This window comes from Saccharopolyspora pogona (assembly GCF_014697215.1).
Taxonomy (GTDB): Bacteria; Actinomycetota; Actinomycetes; order Mycobacteriales; family Pseudonocardiaceae; genus Saccharopolyspora; species Saccharopolyspora hattusasensis.
The window spans coordinates 1,300,293-1,316,489 of record NZ_CP031142.1 but is presented as its reverse complement, the minus strand read 5'-3'; the positions used below and the strand labels follow the sequence as shown (position 1 = coordinate 1,316,489).

Here is a 16,197-nt window from a genome sequence, read left to right as displayed (position 1 = left end):
GAGCAGGACCGGTTCGTTCTCCTCAGCCCCCGCGGCGTACAGCCCGCACCGGGCGGCCGGCGAAGTCGAGATCGGTGGCAGTGACGAAGCCGTTCATAAGTGCTCCTCCGGATTGGCGTCGAGCTGCTCGGCCATGCGCCCCAGGAGCAGCAGATGGGCGTCGTTCGCGGCGAGCGCGCCCGCATCCGGCAGCGACTCCAATCCCCGCTCGATCAAGGTGATCACCACATCCAGCGCCGCCGCGAGCTGGTCCCGGGTCAGCGGTCCGAGCACGGAGTTCACCGACAGCAAGCCGATGGTGAACGAGGAGAGGGCGAGGGAGATCGCCTCCGGGGCGGCGTCGGATACCAACGATCCGGCTTCGTGGAGGGCTTCGACGTAGTCGATGATCCAGGCGAAGCGCTGCCGGCATCGGTCGTCCCCGACGGCGCGCACGTGGGATCCGAGAACCGCCTCGTCGTCCAGGAATGCCGCGGTCATCAGCGAATCGTCGAGCAACGCCTCGATCCCGAACCGGTAGACGGCGCTCAACCCGACCGGCGTCGACGCTTCGACGACGCGTTGGCGGACCTGGTCGACCAGACGCCGCGTGCACCGGGCGAGCAGCGCGTCCATCAGCTCGTGCTTGCTCCCGAATTCGCGGTAGATCGCTCCCTTGCCGATCCCCGCTCGGCGAGCGATCCGCTCGACGGTGACTCCGTCGAAACCATCGCGCAGCACCAAACCTTCGGCGGCGCCGAAGATCGCGCCCACCCGATTGGGGATCAGCGGCCGCGGCACCTGACCTCACCTCCTCGTAGTGACCATAACTTCGACTTTGGTCACTATAGCGGGGTAATTGGCTTGCCCAGCGGGACTTGGACGGGAAAGAGTTGGCCTCGTGGCCATCCAGTTCCCGCTGACGAGTGCTTGCCTGCAGGTTCGCCCGTTCCGGACCGAGGACCGCACCGCGATCCACGCGGTCTACGGCGACCCCGAGGTGATGCGCTACGTCGCGTACGGGAACGCGGTCCCTGCCACGGAGAGCGCGGCGATGGTCGATGACTACATCCAGCACCAACGCATGCACGGCTACTCGTTCTGGGCAGTGATCGAGCGCTCGACGGGCGGTCTCATCGGCGACGCCGGGTTCGAGGCGCGCGACGTCGGCGCCGAGTTCGGCTACACGCTGGCACGCCAGTCGTGGGGTCAAGGCCTCGCCACCGAGGTCGGGCACCTCTGCCTCGCCGCGGCATTCGACCAACTTCACCTGCCGGGGCTGACGGCGGTCGTCGATCCCCGGAACCCCGCCTCGGCGCGCGTGCTCGACAAGCTCGGATTCCGGCCGCACGGCGAATGTTTCGAATATGGCAGGCCGCACCGCAGATACCTGATCACCGCCGAAAACTGGCGGCGCGGCCTGGCCTAGCGAGCCAATTGCAGGCACCTTTCCGATTTTCGCCCGCCACTCCTGAGGACGTCCCGGACGAATTGATCGAGAATTTCTTTGAACAATTCGATCACGGCGTCGATCATTTTTTCAAAGTCATTTTCCGACGACCCTGAACTATTGATCTCCGAAGACGGCAGATCGCAAATGCGATCGATCTAGCTATGTGGACGATCGCCACGCCTGGATACATTCCGATGGTGACGATCTGTGACTGCACCCCCTGATCTCGCAGCCTCGATCAACGTACAGGGGACACCTTAGGCGCCGCGAACGCGTCGATCTCACCTTGAGTGAGGAGTGTTCCCAATTGGACATATCAACAGCACCCCGATCGTAGGATCATGCATTTCTGCCGCTGCCGACCGGAAAGACCCTGTTTACCGTTACTAATAGTCGCCTTCGAATCTCGCGAGGCGATTTGGGGAAAATGATCTCGGATGCGGGATTCTCGCGCATTGATCAAAAGGAGGCTCGAGTGTCCTCAACGCTTGTTCGCCTTGGCGGGATTGCCGCCTTCGTGTTGGGTACTTCGATCGGTCTTGCTCCACTGGGGAGCGCTGAAGTGAATTCGGCGACACCACCGCTGGTCCGCACGGCCGACGACAAGTGCGATAAACCTGGGGACTGCCCACCGCCACCGCTGCTGCCGTGCAACTTCGAAGAGTGCCCGCCTCCGTGCGTGGAGAACTGCCCGCCGGAGGAGGTCGCGCCTCCGCCTGCACCACCGGCAGCGGTGCCGCCGGCAGCGGTGCCACCGGCAGCTGTGCCACCGGCAGCTGTGCCACCGGCAGCTGTGCCACCGGCAGCTGTGCCACCTGCAGCGGTGCCACCTGCGCAGTCGCCAGCACAGCGGCCGTCGGCTAGGCCGACATCGACCAAGCCGCAGGTCGTCCCGACGGCCAAGCCCACCGTCCCGCCGACGCCGCAGGTCGTGCAGAAGCCGGTCGGCGCCGTTCCGGCGGGTGGCGGGGCCACGGCACAGGACGACTCCGGCGTCTCCGGCCCGCTGCTGACAGCAGGCGGCGCGGCGGTCGTCGTCCTGGCGGCTGGTGGCGCTTACGCGCACCGACGTCGGCGTGCCGAGTCGCAGCGCTGATCCAGCCGGGATGGTGGTGTGCGCTCCGGAAGCGCACACCACCATCCCGCACGAATGCCCGCACACAGGCGGAACTCGCCGTCGCGGAAGCACGGGGGTGGAACGTGAGAGCTGGAGTTCTAGCCGTGTGGATCACCTTGCTGCTGTCGGCGGCGGGCGCGGCGGTCTTCGGCCCGGCGGGCGCGGATTCCGCACCGCCGCCGGCCGCGGCCCCCGCACCGGTGGTACCGGCGACGTCGGTGCCGGGCGATCCCCATCCGATCCGGATCGCCATGCCGTCCATCCGGGTGGCGTCGAGCCTCGTGCCGCTGGGGTTGAACGCGGACGGTTCGGTCCAAGTTCCCCCGATCGAGACGCCCAGGCAGGCCGGTTGGTACGACGGTGGGCCGGGAGCGGGCCAGGTCGGCCCGTTCGTCGTACTGGGCCACGTCGACTCCTACACCGAGGCCGGGGTGTTCTACCGGCTGCGCGATCTCCGCGCCGGTGACCGGATCCGGGTCGACCGCCGGGACGGTTCGCAGGTCACCTACCTGGTCGACCGCATCGAGCGGTTCCCGAAGGACAAGTTCCCCACCGACGCCGTGTACGGCGACGTGCCCCGTCCGGAGATCCGGCTGATCACGTGCGGCGGGGATTTCGACAAGTCGCGCCGCAGCTACGAAGACAACCTGATCGTGTTCGGCCACCTCGCCTGAGATCAGCGCGCTCGAGCTCATCAGGTCACGGGGGCGAGCGCGACCTCAGACGGGCTCGCGGGTACCTGCGCCGGCAGCTCCACCAGCACGGATCGTCGCCCGAGCGGGACGTAATCCGCGCGCTCGGGGTGACGCGCAGCACGACCGCCCTGCGCGACGCCCTCGAGGACAGCCGCTACGTCACCGCGGTCATGACGATGTACGCCCAGGCTGATCAGGCTGCGGACCTGTTCGGCGATGTCTCCGTGGGGGACCTCGCGGGTGCTCGACCACGGTCGGCGTACGGGTTCCCGAGCGGACGCGACTCGCGGCTGAACCGGCACCGAGTGCCGATCGCCTCTGTTCCGCCACCTCACATCTGAGCCACGCTTGGTGCGCGGGCTGGTGAGGGGGTGCTCGGGCGTGCCGTTCGAGAACCGGAGGGACGCCGGTCGTCGGCTGGCGCAACAGTTGCTGCACTTCCGCGGCGCGGACGCCGTGGTCCTCGGATTGCCGCGCGGTGGGGTGCCGGTGGCGTTCGAAGTGGCGCAGGCGCTGCGCGCGCCGCTGGACGTGATCGTGGTTCGCAAGCTCGGCGTGCCCACCCATCCCGAGCTCGGCATGGGCGCCATCGGGGAAGGCGACGTTCGCATCATCAACAACGAGGTGCTGTGGAAGACCGGGGTCAGCGCGAGGGAACTGGACGAGGTGGAGCGGCGCGAACGGGTCGAACTCGACCGGCGCGCGCGGCTGTTCCGCGTCAATCGCCGACGCGTGGACGTGACCGGCAGAACTGCGATCGTCGTCGACGACGGGATCGCCACCGGCTCCACCGCGCACGTGGCCTGCCGAGTGGCCCGCGAGCAGGGCGCCGCCCGCGTGGTCTTGGCCGTGCCCGTGGCGCCGCCGCACGCGCTGGAACGACTTGAGGAAGTGACCGACGAGCAGGTCTGCCTGGAGACTCCGGGCTGGTTCATGGCGATCGGCCAGTGGTACCGGGACTTCACCCAGACCCCCGATGCCGAAGTCGTCGAGTTGCTCCACCACGCCGGCCAAGCCCGCGCGACGAGGACCGCAGATGACCGATGAGCACCGCGGATGCTCGCGACGGCAGTTCCTCGCCTACGCCGCCGTCGCGGTGCCGCTGGCCGCGTGCTCGAAGCAGGCCGTCCCTGGAAGCAAGCCCCGGCGGGTGCGCCGCCGTGGATGTTGACCCCGGATCCGGCGGCAGACCCCGACTTCGAGCGCGACGCGAATTCGTCTCCATCGGCGTGGACCGCGCGCTGCGGTCCACTCCGCTGCCTCCCGGCTACCCGGGCTAGTCACCCTTGTCCTATGTGGACTTCCTGACGGCGCGGGTCGCTCACGACTCGACGGGGCCGCCAGGCACTCAGCCAGGAATCGTTCCAGCCCCGACCAGGAGCGTTCAGCGGAGCGTTCGTCGTACTGGATCCCCAGCTTCGGGCTGTTCGCCTGCGGCGCCATGAAGCCGTGCATGATGTTGCCGAGCGCCTGCAGCTGCCAGTCCGCGCGAGCACCTCGGCGCGCAGGTTCGCTCGCGGCTGAGACGAGGTCAGAATTCGTTGACAACATTGGACTTCCACGAGTTCCGACCGGTCATGCGCCGTCCCCGGCGAGCTCGGGGCGTGGTTCGGCGTGTTCCCGGCGGGGCAGCAGGACCGGCGTGCCCAGGATGAGCACCCCGGCGATCGCTATGGCGACGCGGGTGCCTGTGGCGCTGGCGAGCAGCCCCCATAAGAACGTCAGCGCGGCAACGGTGAGGCCGCTGCTGATGGACCAAGCGGACAGGGTCCGCGCAACGCGCTCGGTGGCGATGTGTTCCAACCGGTAGGTGGCGAACACCGGGTTGAAGATGCCCACGCTCGTGATCAGGCCGAACTCGATCACGATGATCATCAGCAGCCCAGCGGGGCCGGGCGGCACGAAGGCCAGGCCCACCAGCCAGCACGCCCGGAGCGTCCCCGCGGCGAGCATGACCCGGTGCCACCCGAACCGCGCGACCAGCGGCCGGGACAACCGGGAGCCGACTAGCCCTCCGATGCATGGAACGCCGAAGGCCAGGCCGTACTGCCAAGGCGCGAAGCCCAGGTCTCGGAACAGCACGATCGCCAGCAACGGCGCGGTCGCCATGATCAGGCCGTTCACCAGGCTGGTGTTGAAGAACAGCGGTCGCAGCCTGGGATGGCGGAGGATGCAGCGCCAGCCTTCGACGACGTCACCTACCCTGAACCGGTCTGCGCGCCTCTCCGGTGGTCGCGGTTCGCTGCCGCTGATCGCGCGGATCCCGAGCGCGGAGGCAGGTAGCTGGCCGCGTCCAGCATCACGGTCGTCATCGGGCCGAACACTCCGATGGCGGCGCCGCCCAGGGGCGGACCGACCGCGGTCGCCGTCCACGTCGTGGTCTCGAACCTGCCGTTGGCCACCAAGAGGTCGTCGGGCCGCACCAGTGCCTTGAGGCACGCGCCGCTCGCCGCGGTGAACAGGATGTTTGCGGCCGCCAGGAGCACGGCCACGACGATGAGCTGGGCGAAGGTCAGCGCCCCGAAGGCATGCGCTGCGGGCACGGACATCAGAGCTGCGAACCGGAGCAGGTCCATCGCGATCATGACCGGCCGCTTCCGGTGGAACTCCACCCACGGCCCCAGCGGCACCGCGATGACGGCGCCGACTGCCAAGCCCGCGGCCGCCAGCGCGGACACCTGCGCCTCGCTGCTGTGCAGCACCAGGATGGCGATGAGCGGGAACGCGTCGAGGGCGAGCCGGGTTCCGACCGTGCTAACCGCGCACGCGCCCCACAACCATCCGAAGTCCCGCCCCAACGATCGCCCGCTCTTCAAGACTGCCGCCTCCGACCACTCGACCTGAACGGACGGGATAAAACAGCCGACAGCAGCCGCGATCAAGAAACAAGCCCGCAGGGCGCCACAACGACCGGTTCACCGTTACCTCGATGCCGTGCGCAACCTTAGTCGCCGCCGACCTGGGCCAGTTCCAGGAGGCGGCAGCGGAGTGGTCCGTCACCAGCAAGCGGTGCCCAAGCGAATCGCGGCCCTGGAATCGGACGTCCGGCTGTTCGCGCGCACGGCACGAGGGCCGCCGTTGACCATCGACGCGGGCAAGCGTTCCTGCCCGACGCCAGGTCGGTGCTCGATGCGGTGGAGCGCGCCGTTCGCGCGGACGGTCGCCGAGCTTTGCGCGTCGACGTCCTCGGCCGCCGAATGGCGGGCCGGGACGCCCATCCCGGACTCGCATTGCGAAAGTACCTAACCGGCACTCCTCGCGGCGCCGATGTCTGGGTACCTAGCTAGAGCCCGCGCCGACTTCCGGGAATCGAGTCCGAACATCCTCTTAGGACAGTGCAACCGGTGTGGCAGAGTAGGGTCGGCCCTGCCGTGCTGCCACACCGGTCGCACTGTCCTTCAGTCATAGCCGAGGGTGATCACGTCGTCATCATCGTTGCCCTCGGTCGGTTCCGGAGCCGAGCTGCTGGCCGTCGGCGGTACATCCCCGGATTTCTCGACGTCGGTCCGCACCGCGCTCTCCTCCCGGATCATCTGGATCATCCCAATTGCGTTGTACCGTTTCCAATCCGCGCCGGTCGGTATCCGATTCCCCGACGCCCGACAGGAAACTCCTCGTCGCAGTGGTGCGCTTCCGGCCTACCCGCGCAGGCGCGGCCAGAAACCAGAAACGCGTTCAGGCTCCTTCCCGAATGCCTGAGCGGTAGGGGCAGCGGGAAATTCGGTGGCTGCCGCCGGGTGGGCGCCGCCAACCTCTGGCCCATGATCGCGGAAGCCTGTTGATCTCGATGTCCCCCCAGATCGGATCGCGCTGGGCTCGATTCCGGCGGTGCGCGGTCCGAACGGACAGCCGGGACGGCTACCCGCCCATCGCCACCTCGCCGGGGATTACCTGCGCGCCGCCCTACCAGCGGGCTTCCAGCTGCGGAGCTGCGAGGAACCCATCCCGCCAGAGTGCAGACCAGCCACGCCCGGACGCGCCCCACGGCGACCGACGCCGGGCCGTGGGACCTCTGGCCGTGGCCCCTCGCGGCCCTGGTTCCCGACGCGGCGGAAGCTGCCAACGCGGGGGTGCCGGCCACGATCGTCTAGCACTTCCAACTGGACCCCCAGCTGCCCCACTGGCAACACCGTCCACATTGCTCATCCGATTCCGGCCTGGCGACGAGCACACCTTTGAGCCGTGCCCGCGCGGGGAACACCTGGGTCGGATGTTGAACTCGTGCTTGGGAGTGACTTCGTGATGGGAATTCTCAGCTGGATCTTGTTCGGCCTGATCGCCGGGGCGATCGCCAAGTTCATCCTGCCGGGCCGCGACCCCGGCGGAATCATCGTGACCATCGGGATCGGGATCGTCGGTGGACTGCTCGGGGGATGGATCTCAACCCGCCTTGCCGGTGGTGCGGGAGTTACCGGCTTCAACGTGATGAGCTTCGTGTGGGCGGTCATAGGATCGCTGGTCCTCCTGCTGCTCTACCGCCTGATCTTCCATCGCACGCACGCTTGACGCGGTCGCCGCGGACCGGACGACGCCGGGAGTTCCCCACGGCCTCCCGCGCGCCCGGTCAGGCTGCGAAGCGCGCGAGCCGGTCCTCCAGGTCGTCGCCCGCGTTCGGCATGCGGAACGACGGCGGCTGGACCATGCCCGGGTTGCGGCCGCTGATCGCCTCCCGCAGGAAGTGCCGCACCAAGCCGGGGTCGGGCAGGATGTCCTCGCCCATGAACTCGATGGCCGTGGTGTCCCCCCGGCCGTCGGTCTCGACCCGCAGCGCCCAGCCGCTGACCTCGTCCCAGGTGAGCAGGAGCGGGAAGTCCACGAGGGTGGGCACCTTGGAGTGCACGAGGATGATCGCCGTGGCCAACCCGCTTTCCAGGTCGACGTCCACCTCGTACACGTCGTCGCCCAAGTCGCCCGCCACCGTGCGCACGTAGTTGATCAAACCACCTGCTGCCGGACTCGTCATGTCCATTGGTTTCCCCCCGAACCAGAACAGCGCTTCCCGCTGTTCTCCTGGGGGTAACCGAGTCACCGGTCCCGCAGTCCGCCCGATGGCATGAATTCCGCCGGCGGTGATCTTCCCGTTTCCGGGCCGTTCGCCGGTTACCTCGCGGTACTCTCGCCGGCATGGCCGAGCCGGGACCGAAGTCCGACCTGCACCGCTACCTGCGGACCGCGCGCGAGGCCCTGCTGTGGAAGCTGGACGGACTGTCCGAGTACGACATCCGCCGACCGCTGACACCGACCGGCACCAACCTGCTGGGACTGATCAAGCACCTGACCGGCTGCGAGCTGGGGTACTTCGGCATCACCTTCGGGCGCCCGTTCGACGAGCTGCTGCCCTGGCTGACCGACGACGCCGAACCCAACGTGGACATGTGGGCGACCGCGGACGAATCGCGCGACGAGATCGTCGGGCTATACCGCCGGGTGTGCGCGCACTCGGACGCCACGATCGACGAGCTGGCGCTGGATGACGCCGGCACGGTGCCGCACTGGCCGGATGACCGGAAGCGGATCACGCTGCACCGGGTCCTGGTGCACATGATCGCCGAGACCCATCGGCACGCCGGCCATGCCGACATCATCCGGGAGCTCATCGACGGCGCCACCGGCCTGCGCCAGGAGAACGACAACATGGCACCGGGCGACCAAGCGTGGTGGCAGGCCTACCGGGACCGGCTCGAAAACGTGGCGCGGCAAGCCGACCGGGGTTGACGGCCGCCACCGAGCCGCCGAGCGCTTCGAACCCTCGCACCGAGTGTTCTCACTCGACACTTCCATCCCGCCTCACCTGCCGGAACTCGGAATGCGGGTTCCAGCAAACTCCACACCCGCGCTCCGCTGTGCCCGTGCGGGCACGACTCCGTGAAGCCGATCAGCCAGGAGATCATCTCTTCCAGCGAGTGGAACTGGCGTAACCGGACAAGATCGGGAGCGGATTTGTTCGGTTCGGACAACCGGTACCGACGGACCGTCGGCCATCCTCGGTCTGGAACGGTTCGGCAGTTCCAATCACGGAGGTTGGTCATGGACGGCGAGAGCACCGGTCACAGCCGTGATCCGCAGGCCGTGACCGCGGTCCGGACGGATGCGCCCGGTTGCGCTCGCACCGCAGCGCGGTGGCTCTGGACGTAATCACCGTCGTCCGGGTCGACGCGGTGGCCCGGAGCTCGTGGGACCACGCAGGCCGGTAGCCGCCAGCGACCCCACTGAGCGAGCCACGCATCCGCCGTTTAGCCGTGCTGCCGCATCGCATTCGAGTCTCGGTCAGTCGATCGTCGCCATACCGGAGCCCGGACCGCGCTCTCCCGCTCGCAGCAATCGCGCCCACCGCCCTGCCGCCACATGCCGAACGGTCCCGGCATCCGCCGATCCGGGACGCCACCGATGAACAGACACGAGGACACGCCATGGCCACGACGCAACGCCTCTGGTTGACCCAGCACGCCCACGACCGGCTCCGGGACGAGCTGGCCGAGCTGCTCGACCACCGCCAGGGCGGCTCAGCCGAGGGCACAGCCGACGACCAGGACTTCGCCACGGACGCGGGACGTCGCCGCGGACGCATCCGGGAGATCCAGGAACTGCTCCGGAACGCTGTGGTCGGCGAGGCACCACCGGACGACGGAATCGCCGAACCTGGCATGGTCCTCACCGTCCGCTTCGACTACGACGAGACGGAGACGTTCCTGCTCGGCGCGCGCGATGGCTCCGACCTCGACGGGCTCACCGTCTACTCGCCCGATTCACCGCTGGGCGCCGCGCTGTCCGGAGCCAAGCAGGGCGAGCAGCGGACCTACTGCGTCCCCAACGGCGGCACCGTGCGGGTGACCTTGGTGCGTGCCGTGCCCTACGGGCGCCACGGCGCTGGTCAGCCCTAGGCGGCGCCGGGGTCCGGGGCGGTCACGCCGGGGGCCCAACTGTTCGGGGAGCTGGGTAACGTCGGCACCGTAAGGTGTCGGCTCGCGGAACGTTTTTACACGTTACGTGAACGGTGCGAGCACCACCACTGAGTTGTGGCCGCCCAGCCCGAGCGAGGACTTCAGTGTGAGTCCGTCGGCCGGTGCAGTCGGGCCGTCCAGCAGCCTCGGGTGGCCCGGGGCGACCTTAGGCGGCGCGGGGATCAGGCCGCGGTCGTACCCGAGTGCGGTCGCGGAGATCTCCACCGCCGAGGCCGCGCCCATGCAGTGGCCCACCAGCGGTTTGACCGAGTAGAGCTCGGCGTCGGTCGGGAACAGTTTTTCGAACACGGCCGCCTCGGCCCGGTCGCACTGCTGGGTGCCGGGCCCGTGGGCGTTGAGGTAGCGCACCTGCGACGGCTCCGCACCGGCGTTGGCCAGTGCCTCGGTGAAGCAGCGGGCCAGCTCGGTCAGGTTCGGGTCGACCGAGGTCACGTGGTGGGCATCGTGCGACATCGCGCCGCCGAGAACGTGGGCATACGGGTTCGGCGACCGCTTCGACAGCACCATCCCGACCGAGCCCTCGCCCATGATGAAGCCGCGGCTGCCCTCCTGGAACGGCCGGCAGGCCTGCAGCGGTTCGGCGTCGGTGATCGCGACCCCGAGCCGGCTGAAGTGCAGCACGGTCTCGGGCGTGGACGAGAGGTCGGTGGCCACGAAGACCACGTCGTCGACGACATCGGCATTCAGCCAGGCCTTCGCGGAGAGCAGGCCCGCGTTGCCGGAGGCGCAGGTCGCCGAAACGTTCATCGCCGGGCCGTGGAAGCCGAACTCCTGCATGAACGTCGACACCGGGGTCGACGGCATCAGCGACAGGTAGTCGCGCACCGACACGTCCGCGCCCCGGGTGGCGTAGAAGTTCCGCCACAGTTCCAGGTCCCCGAGCACGGCCGCGTGCAGCAGCCCCACCCGCCGCCCGGGCCGCCAACCCCGGCCCTCGGCGTCGGTGATCGCCTCGCGCGCGGCGGCTCGCATGGCCCTGGCGAAGCGGCTCGGACCGTCCAGTTCGTCGCCGCCGTCCGGCACGTTCGCGACCCACGCCGTCTGGTCCCGGTCGGGGCCGTGCCCGCCGATCGGTCGCGCGGCCACCTCGCCGCCGACCAGTCCGTCCCATAAGGCCTCGCGGCCCCAGCCGTAGCCGGTCACCGCGCCGATGCCGTTGATTCCGCAGTGCTGCGCGCCCATTTGCTCGTCTTCCTCCAAACCGGCCACCATGACCGTCCTGGTGGATCACCCGGGACCGCGGCGCGTCCAGATCGATTTTCCGTAGTCACCGCATGAGAAAATTGATCCCGAACAACCCCCACAAGAGTTAAGATCGATGTAATTGATCGCCACGATATGTGTTTTGGCTCTCCGATTTTTCACACGGATGAATGAAGATCGCAAATGGCTGCACTTTTCGCCTAAATTCGTGTTGCCATTTGAGGTGGATGCTCGCTCGTGATCGGGGGCTCGCTCGTGATCGGCCACGGTGCGTGCTGCTCGGCACGAGCGGTTGGTGGCCAGCAGTTATGGGAACTGCTAAGTCGAATGGAAGACATGGCGCTGTGGCCACAACGGACGCGGCTCACGCTGTGAGCGGCTGGGCGAGGTCTCTCATTGGACGGATCATGGAGATCGATCCTGAGGGCGGGATTTCGAGCGGTTCGGGCCTCAACGACGAGTTCTTGGAGCTCGCGCTGTCCGCACAGGGCGCGATCGGGTGGACGTTCGGCTTCGCCGATCACCGGATCACCTGGACGCCCGGCTTGGACGCGCTCCTGGGCATGTCCGGTGCGGCAAAGGAAGCCCTGCAGGCCCGTCTGGCCGAGCTGATCGAGCCGTGGACGGTGGCGGCGGAGACCACCACGCAGTGGCAGGATCTCGACCTGGAGCAACCAATCACCACCGCCGACGGCGGAACGCGGTTGCTGCACTTCCACGCCCGCCCGTTCGGCGGCTGGCGAGCTTCCGGCCTCATCGGGCTGGTCCGGGAGGTGACCGATCAGCACCGGGACAGGCAGGCCCTGGCGGACCTCGCCAGCCGGTACCGGCTGCTCGTCGAGCTCAGCCCGGAGGCGATCTGCGTCCACCAGAAGGGGATCATCAAGTACGCCAACGCGGCGATGAGCACGATCGTCGGCGCCGAGTCCAGCAAAGAGCTGCTGGGGCGGCCGGTCGCCGATTTCGTCGCCCCGCACTCGATCGCCGAGATGCACGAGCGGATCCGGTCGCTGACGACCGCCGGCACCGCGACGCCGCGAGCGCAGGCCGATCTGCAGCGAGTGGACGGCGCCCCGGTCCCGGTGGAGCTGGTCGCGGTGCACACCACCTGGGAGGGACACCCGGCCGTGCAGGTCATCGGGCGGGACGTCACCGCGCAAAAAGCGGCCGAAGCCGCGCTGCGCTACCAAGCGGCGCTGGTGCAGCACGTCAACAACGCGATCATCGCGACGAGCCGCGACGGGGTGGTCACCAGCTGGAACCCGGCCGCCGAAACCGTCTACGGGATGCCCGCCGACCAGGCGCTGGGGCGGCACGTCGCGACGCTCGTCGGCGCCCCGCTGCGGCCCGAAGCACTGATCGCCGGCGGCGGGGTCACCGAGGCCGTGCACCGGCACCAGGACGGATCCGCCCTGATCATCCGGATCTCGGCGGCGGAGATGGACTCCGGGTACGTGCTGGTGTGCGCCGACGAGACTGCGCGGCGGCAGGCCGAGGAGGACTTCGCGACCGTCGTCGCCGCCCTGGACGAAGGCGTCGTCGTGATGGGGCGGACGGGGGTCGTCGAGTCCGCCAACCCCGCCGCCGAGCGCATCACCGGCGTGCCCGCAGCGGAGATCGTCGGCACCTCACCGACGTCCTGGCCGTTGTCCGACGAGTCCGGGGTGACGCTGCGACCGGAGGAACACCCGTCGGTGATGCCCCGGCAGACCGGGAAACCGGAGAACTCGCGAGTGCTCCGCGTGGACCGGCCGGACGGCCGCAAGACGTGGCTGCGGGTCACGTGCAGCCCGCTGAACCCCCAGGACCGCCCGCCGCACAAGGTCGTCGCCTCGTTCACCGACATTAGCGAGAGCCGGGCCGCCCGGGAACGCCTGGAGCACGAGGCCACCCACGACCCGCTGACCGGGCTTGCCAACCGCACGCTGGTCCTTCGGCACCTCGAAGGCTCGCGGCGACGAGCGCTCCCGACGGCAGTGCTGTTCATAGACCTGGACAACTTCAAGCGCATCAACGATTCCCTGGGCCACGGCACCGGCGACGAAGTGCTGCGGATAACCGGGGAACGCCTGGTGCGCGCGACGCCCGGCGGAGCGCTGGTCGGTCGCCTCGGCGGGGACGAGTTCGTGGTCCTGGTCGACGGCGAGAGCGACCACGCCGTGCTCCGCAGGCTCGTCCAACGGCTGCTCGCCGCCCTCACCGAACCGGTTCGGGTGCAGTGCAGGCAACTGCACGTCAACGGCAGCATCGGGGTGGTGCTGGTCGGCCCCGGCGACACCCGGTCCGGGATGGACCTCCTGCGCGACGCCGACGTCGCCATGTACCAGGCCAAGGCGCAGGGCGGCGGCCGCTGCGCGCTCTTCGACGTCGACCTGCGCGAACGCGTGCAGCGGCACATGGTGCTGGAGCAGGACCTGCGCCACGCCGTGCCGAATGACGAGCTCTGGGTGGCCTACCAACCCGTCGTCGATCTGCGCGGCGACCGCATGGTCGCCGTGGAGGGCTTGCTCCGGTGGTCGCACCCGCTGCACGGAACGGTCTCGCCGGGGGAATTCATCCCACTGGCAGAGGAGAGCGACCTGATCATCCCGATAGGCGCGCACATGCTGCGCCTCGCGACGCGCCAGATCGCCGCCGAACGCGAGCGCCACGACCTCGACCTGCACCTCAACGCGAACCTCTCACCGCGCCAGCTCGAAGATCCCGATCTGCTGGGCCACGTGCAGCACGCGCTCGCGGATTCGGGGCTGCCGGCCCACGCGCTGTGCCTGGAGATCACCGAGAACGCGATCATGCAGGACCCCACCGCCGCGACCCGCATCCTGACCGCCCTGCGCGAGCTGGGCATCTTCCTGGCGATCGACGACTTCGGAACCGGGTACTCCTCGCTGGCGCAGCTCCGGCGGCTGCCCGTGGACATCCTCAAGATCGACCGGACGTTCGTCACCGACCTCGGCACCTGCGACGAGGTCGAGGTCATCGTCGCCGGCATCGTCGCCATGTCCCACGCGGTCGGTCTCGGCGTCGTGGCTGAGGGCATCGAGACTGCCACCCAGCTCGCCATCATCCGCGATCTCGGCTGCGACCAGGGGCAGGGCTACCACCTGGGCAAACCATATCCGATCGGCGAGCTGTTCCCAGCGCCCGCCCACCGGCGGTGACACCGCACCGTCCACACTGGACTGCGAAGCCGGCCGGCGTCGTCGAACTCCTGCGCGGTCCGGGCCACGCACCGGTCAACCATCCGGATGCTTTTCGACCGTTATCGGCGTGTCGGCTGTCGCGCGGTCCGGGTTCCGGTGGGGTTTCGACTGGCTGCGCCCGGTGCCTGCTGGTCTGATCGTGACGTGGCCATGTCTGCGAATCCCCCGCCCGCAGCTCAGCGGGACGTGCGCGGGGTGATCAGTTGGGCGCTGTGGGACTGGGGTTCCGCGGCGTTCAACACCGTGATCTTGACCTTCGTGTTCACGGTGTACCTGACCGAGAGCGTGGCCGCCGATCCGAAGCGCGGGTCGGAGGCCCTGGGCCTCGCGCTCACGATCTCGGGCGTGTGCATCGCGCTGGTGGCGCCGGTGACCGGTCAGCGCAGCGACGCCGGCGGACGGCGCAAGAGGTGGCTGGCGGTGCACACCGCGCTGGTCGTGGCCAGCACGGCCGGACTGTTCTTCGTCCAGGACGCCCCGCAGTACCTGCTGCTGGGGCTGGTGCTGGTCTCGGTGGGCAGCGTGTTCTCCGAGTTCGCGACGGTGAACTACAACGCGATGCTGCTCCAGGTCTCGACGCCGGCGACGATCGGCCGCATTTCGGGCTTCGGCTGGGGCATGGGCTACTTCGGAGGCCTCATCGCGCTGGTGATCGTGCTCATCGGCTTCGTGCAACCCGAAGTCGGGTTGTTCGGCGTGACCTCTCAGGACGGCCTGAACATCCGCGTCGTAGCGGTGTTCGCGGCCGCGTGGTTCGCGGTGTTCGCGCTGCCGCTGTTCTTCTTCGTCCCCGAGGCGGAGTCGTCCGGCGAGCCGCTGCGCCACGCCATCCTCGGCAGCTACCTCGTGCTCGGCAAACGGCTGGCGCGGATGTGGCGCACCGAGCGGCGCACCCTGGGGTTCCTGGTCGCTAGTGCGCTCTACCGGGACGGCCTGGCCGCGATCTTCACCTTCGGCGGCGTGATCGCGGCGGGCACCTTCGGCTTCACCGCAAGCGAAGTGGTGGTCTTCGCGATCACTGCGAACCTCGTGGCCGGCCTGGGCGCGTTCCTGGGCGGGCGCGCAGACGACCGGTTCGGCCCGAAAACCGTCATCCTCGCCGCGCTGATCGGGCTGGTCGTGGTCGGCAGCTCACTGGTGGTGCTGCCCGGCAAACCGGCGTTCTGGGTGTGCGGGCTGCTGCTGGCGATCTTCCTCGGGCCGACGCAATCGGCCAGCCGGACCTTCCTCGCCCGCATCGCCACCCCCGGCCGGGAAGGCGAGGTGTTCGGCCTGTACGCCACCACCGGACGAGCCGTGAGCTTCCTCGGACCACTGGCCTTCAGCGGCTTCATCGCCCTGTTCGGCACCCAACGCGCAGGCATGGGCGGCATCGTCCTCATCCTGCTGATCGGCCTGCTCGCGATGATCCCGGTGGCGGCACCCGACCACTCCGGCAACACCGACGACGTCGCGACCAGCGGCGCCCACTGAACGCTCGAGGACCTGCCCCATCAGACCGTCCGGTGGAGCAGCGCGAGCTCCTCGCCGGGTGCCGGCTTCTTCGCGGCCACAACAGTCCAATGTGGACATTTCTCGGCATGCG

The 16,197-nt window shown here is 68.7% G+C and carries 16 protein-coding genes and 1 pseudogene; 12 read left to right on the top strand and 5 right to left on the bottom strand.

Going from position 1 to position 16,197, the window contains the following annotated elements:
* Nucleotides 1-93: 93 nt before the first annotated feature.
* Nucleotides 94-780: a TetR/AcrR family transcriptional regulator gene (locus DL519_RS05625; protein ID WP_190813179.1), complete on the bottom strand. Its 687-nt coding sequence runs from the start codon at nt 778-780 to the stop codon at nt 94-96.
* Nucleotides 781-880: 100 nt separating this feature from the next.
* On the opposite strand from DL519_RS05625, the gene DL519_RS05620 reads away from it, so the two are divergent.
* The 6 genes from DL519_RS05620 to DL519_RS05595 all read left to right on the top strand — a co-directional run bounded on the left by DL519_RS05620 (nt 881) and on the right by DL519_RS05595 (nt 4,415).
* Nucleotides 881-1,408, top strand: a complete 528-nt coding sequence (locus DL519_RS05620; protein ID WP_223838477.1) for a GNAT family N-acetyltransferase — start codon at nt 881-883, stop codon at nt 1,406-1,408.
* An 847-nt stretch (nt 1,409-2,255) separates the two neighbouring features.
* Entirely contained in the window at nt 2,256-2,528 is a 273-nt protein-coding gene (locus tag DL519_RS05615) for a hypothetical protein (RefSeq protein ID WP_190813178.1), read from the top strand.
* Between the two features lie 125 nt (nt 2,529-2,653).
* Nucleotides 2,654-3,223 carry a class F sortase gene (locus DL519_RS05610; protein WP_190813177.1) on the top strand — a complete coding sequence of 190 codons (570 nt, stop codon included), beginning with the start codon at nt 2,654-2,656 and terminating at the stop codon, nt 3,221-3,223.
* Nucleotides 3,224-3,351: 128 nt separating this feature from the next.
* Complete coding sequence (locus tag DL519_RS05605) at nt 3,352-3,585, top strand: hypothetical protein (protein ID WP_190813176.1); 234 nt, start codon at nt 3,352-3,354, stop codon at nt 3,583-3,585.
* A gap of 40 nt (nt 3,586-3,625) precedes the next feature.
* A complete protein-coding gene (locus DL519_RS05600) occupies nt 3,626-4,291 on the top strand; it encodes a phosphoribosyltransferase (protein WP_190813175.1) in 666 nt (221 codons plus the stop codon).
* Nucleotides 4,281-4,415 (top strand): twin-arginine translocation signal domain-containing protein, encoded by a 135-nt coding sequence (locus tag DL519_RS05595; RefSeq protein ID WP_190813174.1) that lies wholly within the window; start codon nt 4,281-4,283, stop codon nt 4,413-4,415. Before DL519_RS05600 ends, DL519_RS05595 begins: the two co-directional genes overlap by 11 nt.
* Before the next feature lie 404 nt (nt 4,416-4,819).
* Here DL519_RS05595 and DL519_RS05590 read toward each other — a convergent pair.
* A pseudogene (locus DL519_RS05590) lies at nt 4,820-6,060 on the bottom strand (MFS transporter).
* Nucleotides 6,061-6,253: 193 nt separating this feature from the next.
* Here DL519_RS05590 and DL519_RS05585 point away from each other — a divergent pair.
* Nucleotides 6,254-6,490 carry a hypothetical protein gene (locus DL519_RS05585; protein WP_223838476.1) on the top strand — a complete coding sequence of 79 codons (237 nt, stop codon included), beginning with the start codon at nt 6,254-6,256 and terminating at the stop codon, nt 6,488-6,490.
* A 152-nt stretch (nt 6,491-6,642) separates the two neighbouring features.
* On the opposite strand, the gene DL519_RS05580 is transcribed toward DL519_RS05585, so the two are convergent.
* On the bottom strand, nt 6,643-6,786 hold the full coding sequence (locus DL519_RS05580; protein ID WP_190813173.1) for a hypothetical protein: 144 nt from the start codon (nt 6,784-6,786) through the stop codon (nt 6,643-6,645).
* 700 nt (nt 6,787-7,486) lie between these two features.
* Between DL519_RS05580 and DL519_RS05575 the strand changes: the two genes are divergently transcribed.
* Nucleotides 7,487-7,750, top strand: a complete 264-nt coding sequence (locus tag DL519_RS05575; RefSeq protein ID WP_190823782.1) for a GlsB/YeaQ/YmgE family stress response membrane protein — start codon at nt 7,487-7,489, stop codon at nt 7,748-7,750.
* A 58-nt stretch (nt 7,751-7,808) separates the two neighbouring features.
* Here the strand turns inward: DL519_RS05575 and DL519_RS05570 are convergent, their stop codons facing one another.
* Nucleotides 7,809-8,213, bottom strand: coding sequence for a DUF6292 family protein (locus DL519_RS05570; RefSeq protein ID WP_223838475.1), 405 nt, complete (start codon nt 8,211-8,213; stop codon nt 7,809-7,811).
* A gap of 155 nt (nt 8,214-8,368) precedes the next feature.
* Between DL519_RS05570 and DL519_RS05565 the strand changes: the two genes are divergently transcribed.
* Together DL519_RS05565 and DL519_RS05560 are read left to right on the top strand one after the other, a co-directional pair.
* Nucleotides 8,369-8,959, top strand: coding sequence for a DinB family protein (locus DL519_RS05565; RefSeq protein WP_190813172.1), 591 nt, complete (start codon nt 8,369-8,371; stop codon nt 8,957-8,959).
* Between the two features lie 695 nt (nt 8,960-9,654).
* The gene (locus DL519_RS05560; protein WP_190813171.1) at nt 9,655-10,125 is read left to right on the top strand and encodes a GreA/GreB family elongation factor; all 471 of its coding nucleotides are present in this window, start codon (nt 9,655-9,657) and stop codon (nt 10,123-10,125) included.
* A 102-nt stretch (nt 10,126-10,227) separates the two neighbouring features.
* Here DL519_RS05560 and DL519_RS05555 read toward each other — a convergent pair whose 3' ends face one another.
* Nucleotides 10,228-11,418: a beta-ketoacyl synthase N-terminal-like domain-containing protein gene (locus DL519_RS05555; protein WP_190813170.1), complete on the bottom strand. Its 1,191-nt coding sequence runs from the start codon at nt 11,416-11,418 to the stop codon at nt 10,228-10,230.
* Nucleotides 11,419-11,816: 398 nt separating this feature from the next.
* Here DL519_RS05555 and DL519_RS05550 point away from each other — a divergent pair, with 398 nt between their 5' ends.
* Together DL519_RS05550 and DL519_RS05545 are read left to right on the top strand one after the other, a co-directional pair.
* Entirely contained in the window at nt 11,817-14,570 is a 2,754-nt protein-coding gene (locus DL519_RS05550; RefSeq protein ID WP_190813169.1) for a sensor domain-containing protein, read from the top strand.
* A 192-nt stretch (nt 14,571-14,762) separates the two neighbouring features.
* Nucleotides 14,763-16,085, top strand: coding sequence for an MFS transporter (locus DL519_RS05545; RefSeq protein ID WP_190813168.1), 1,323 nt, complete (start codon nt 14,763-14,765; stop codon nt 16,083-16,085).
* Nucleotides 16,086-16,197: the final 112 nt, after the last annotated feature.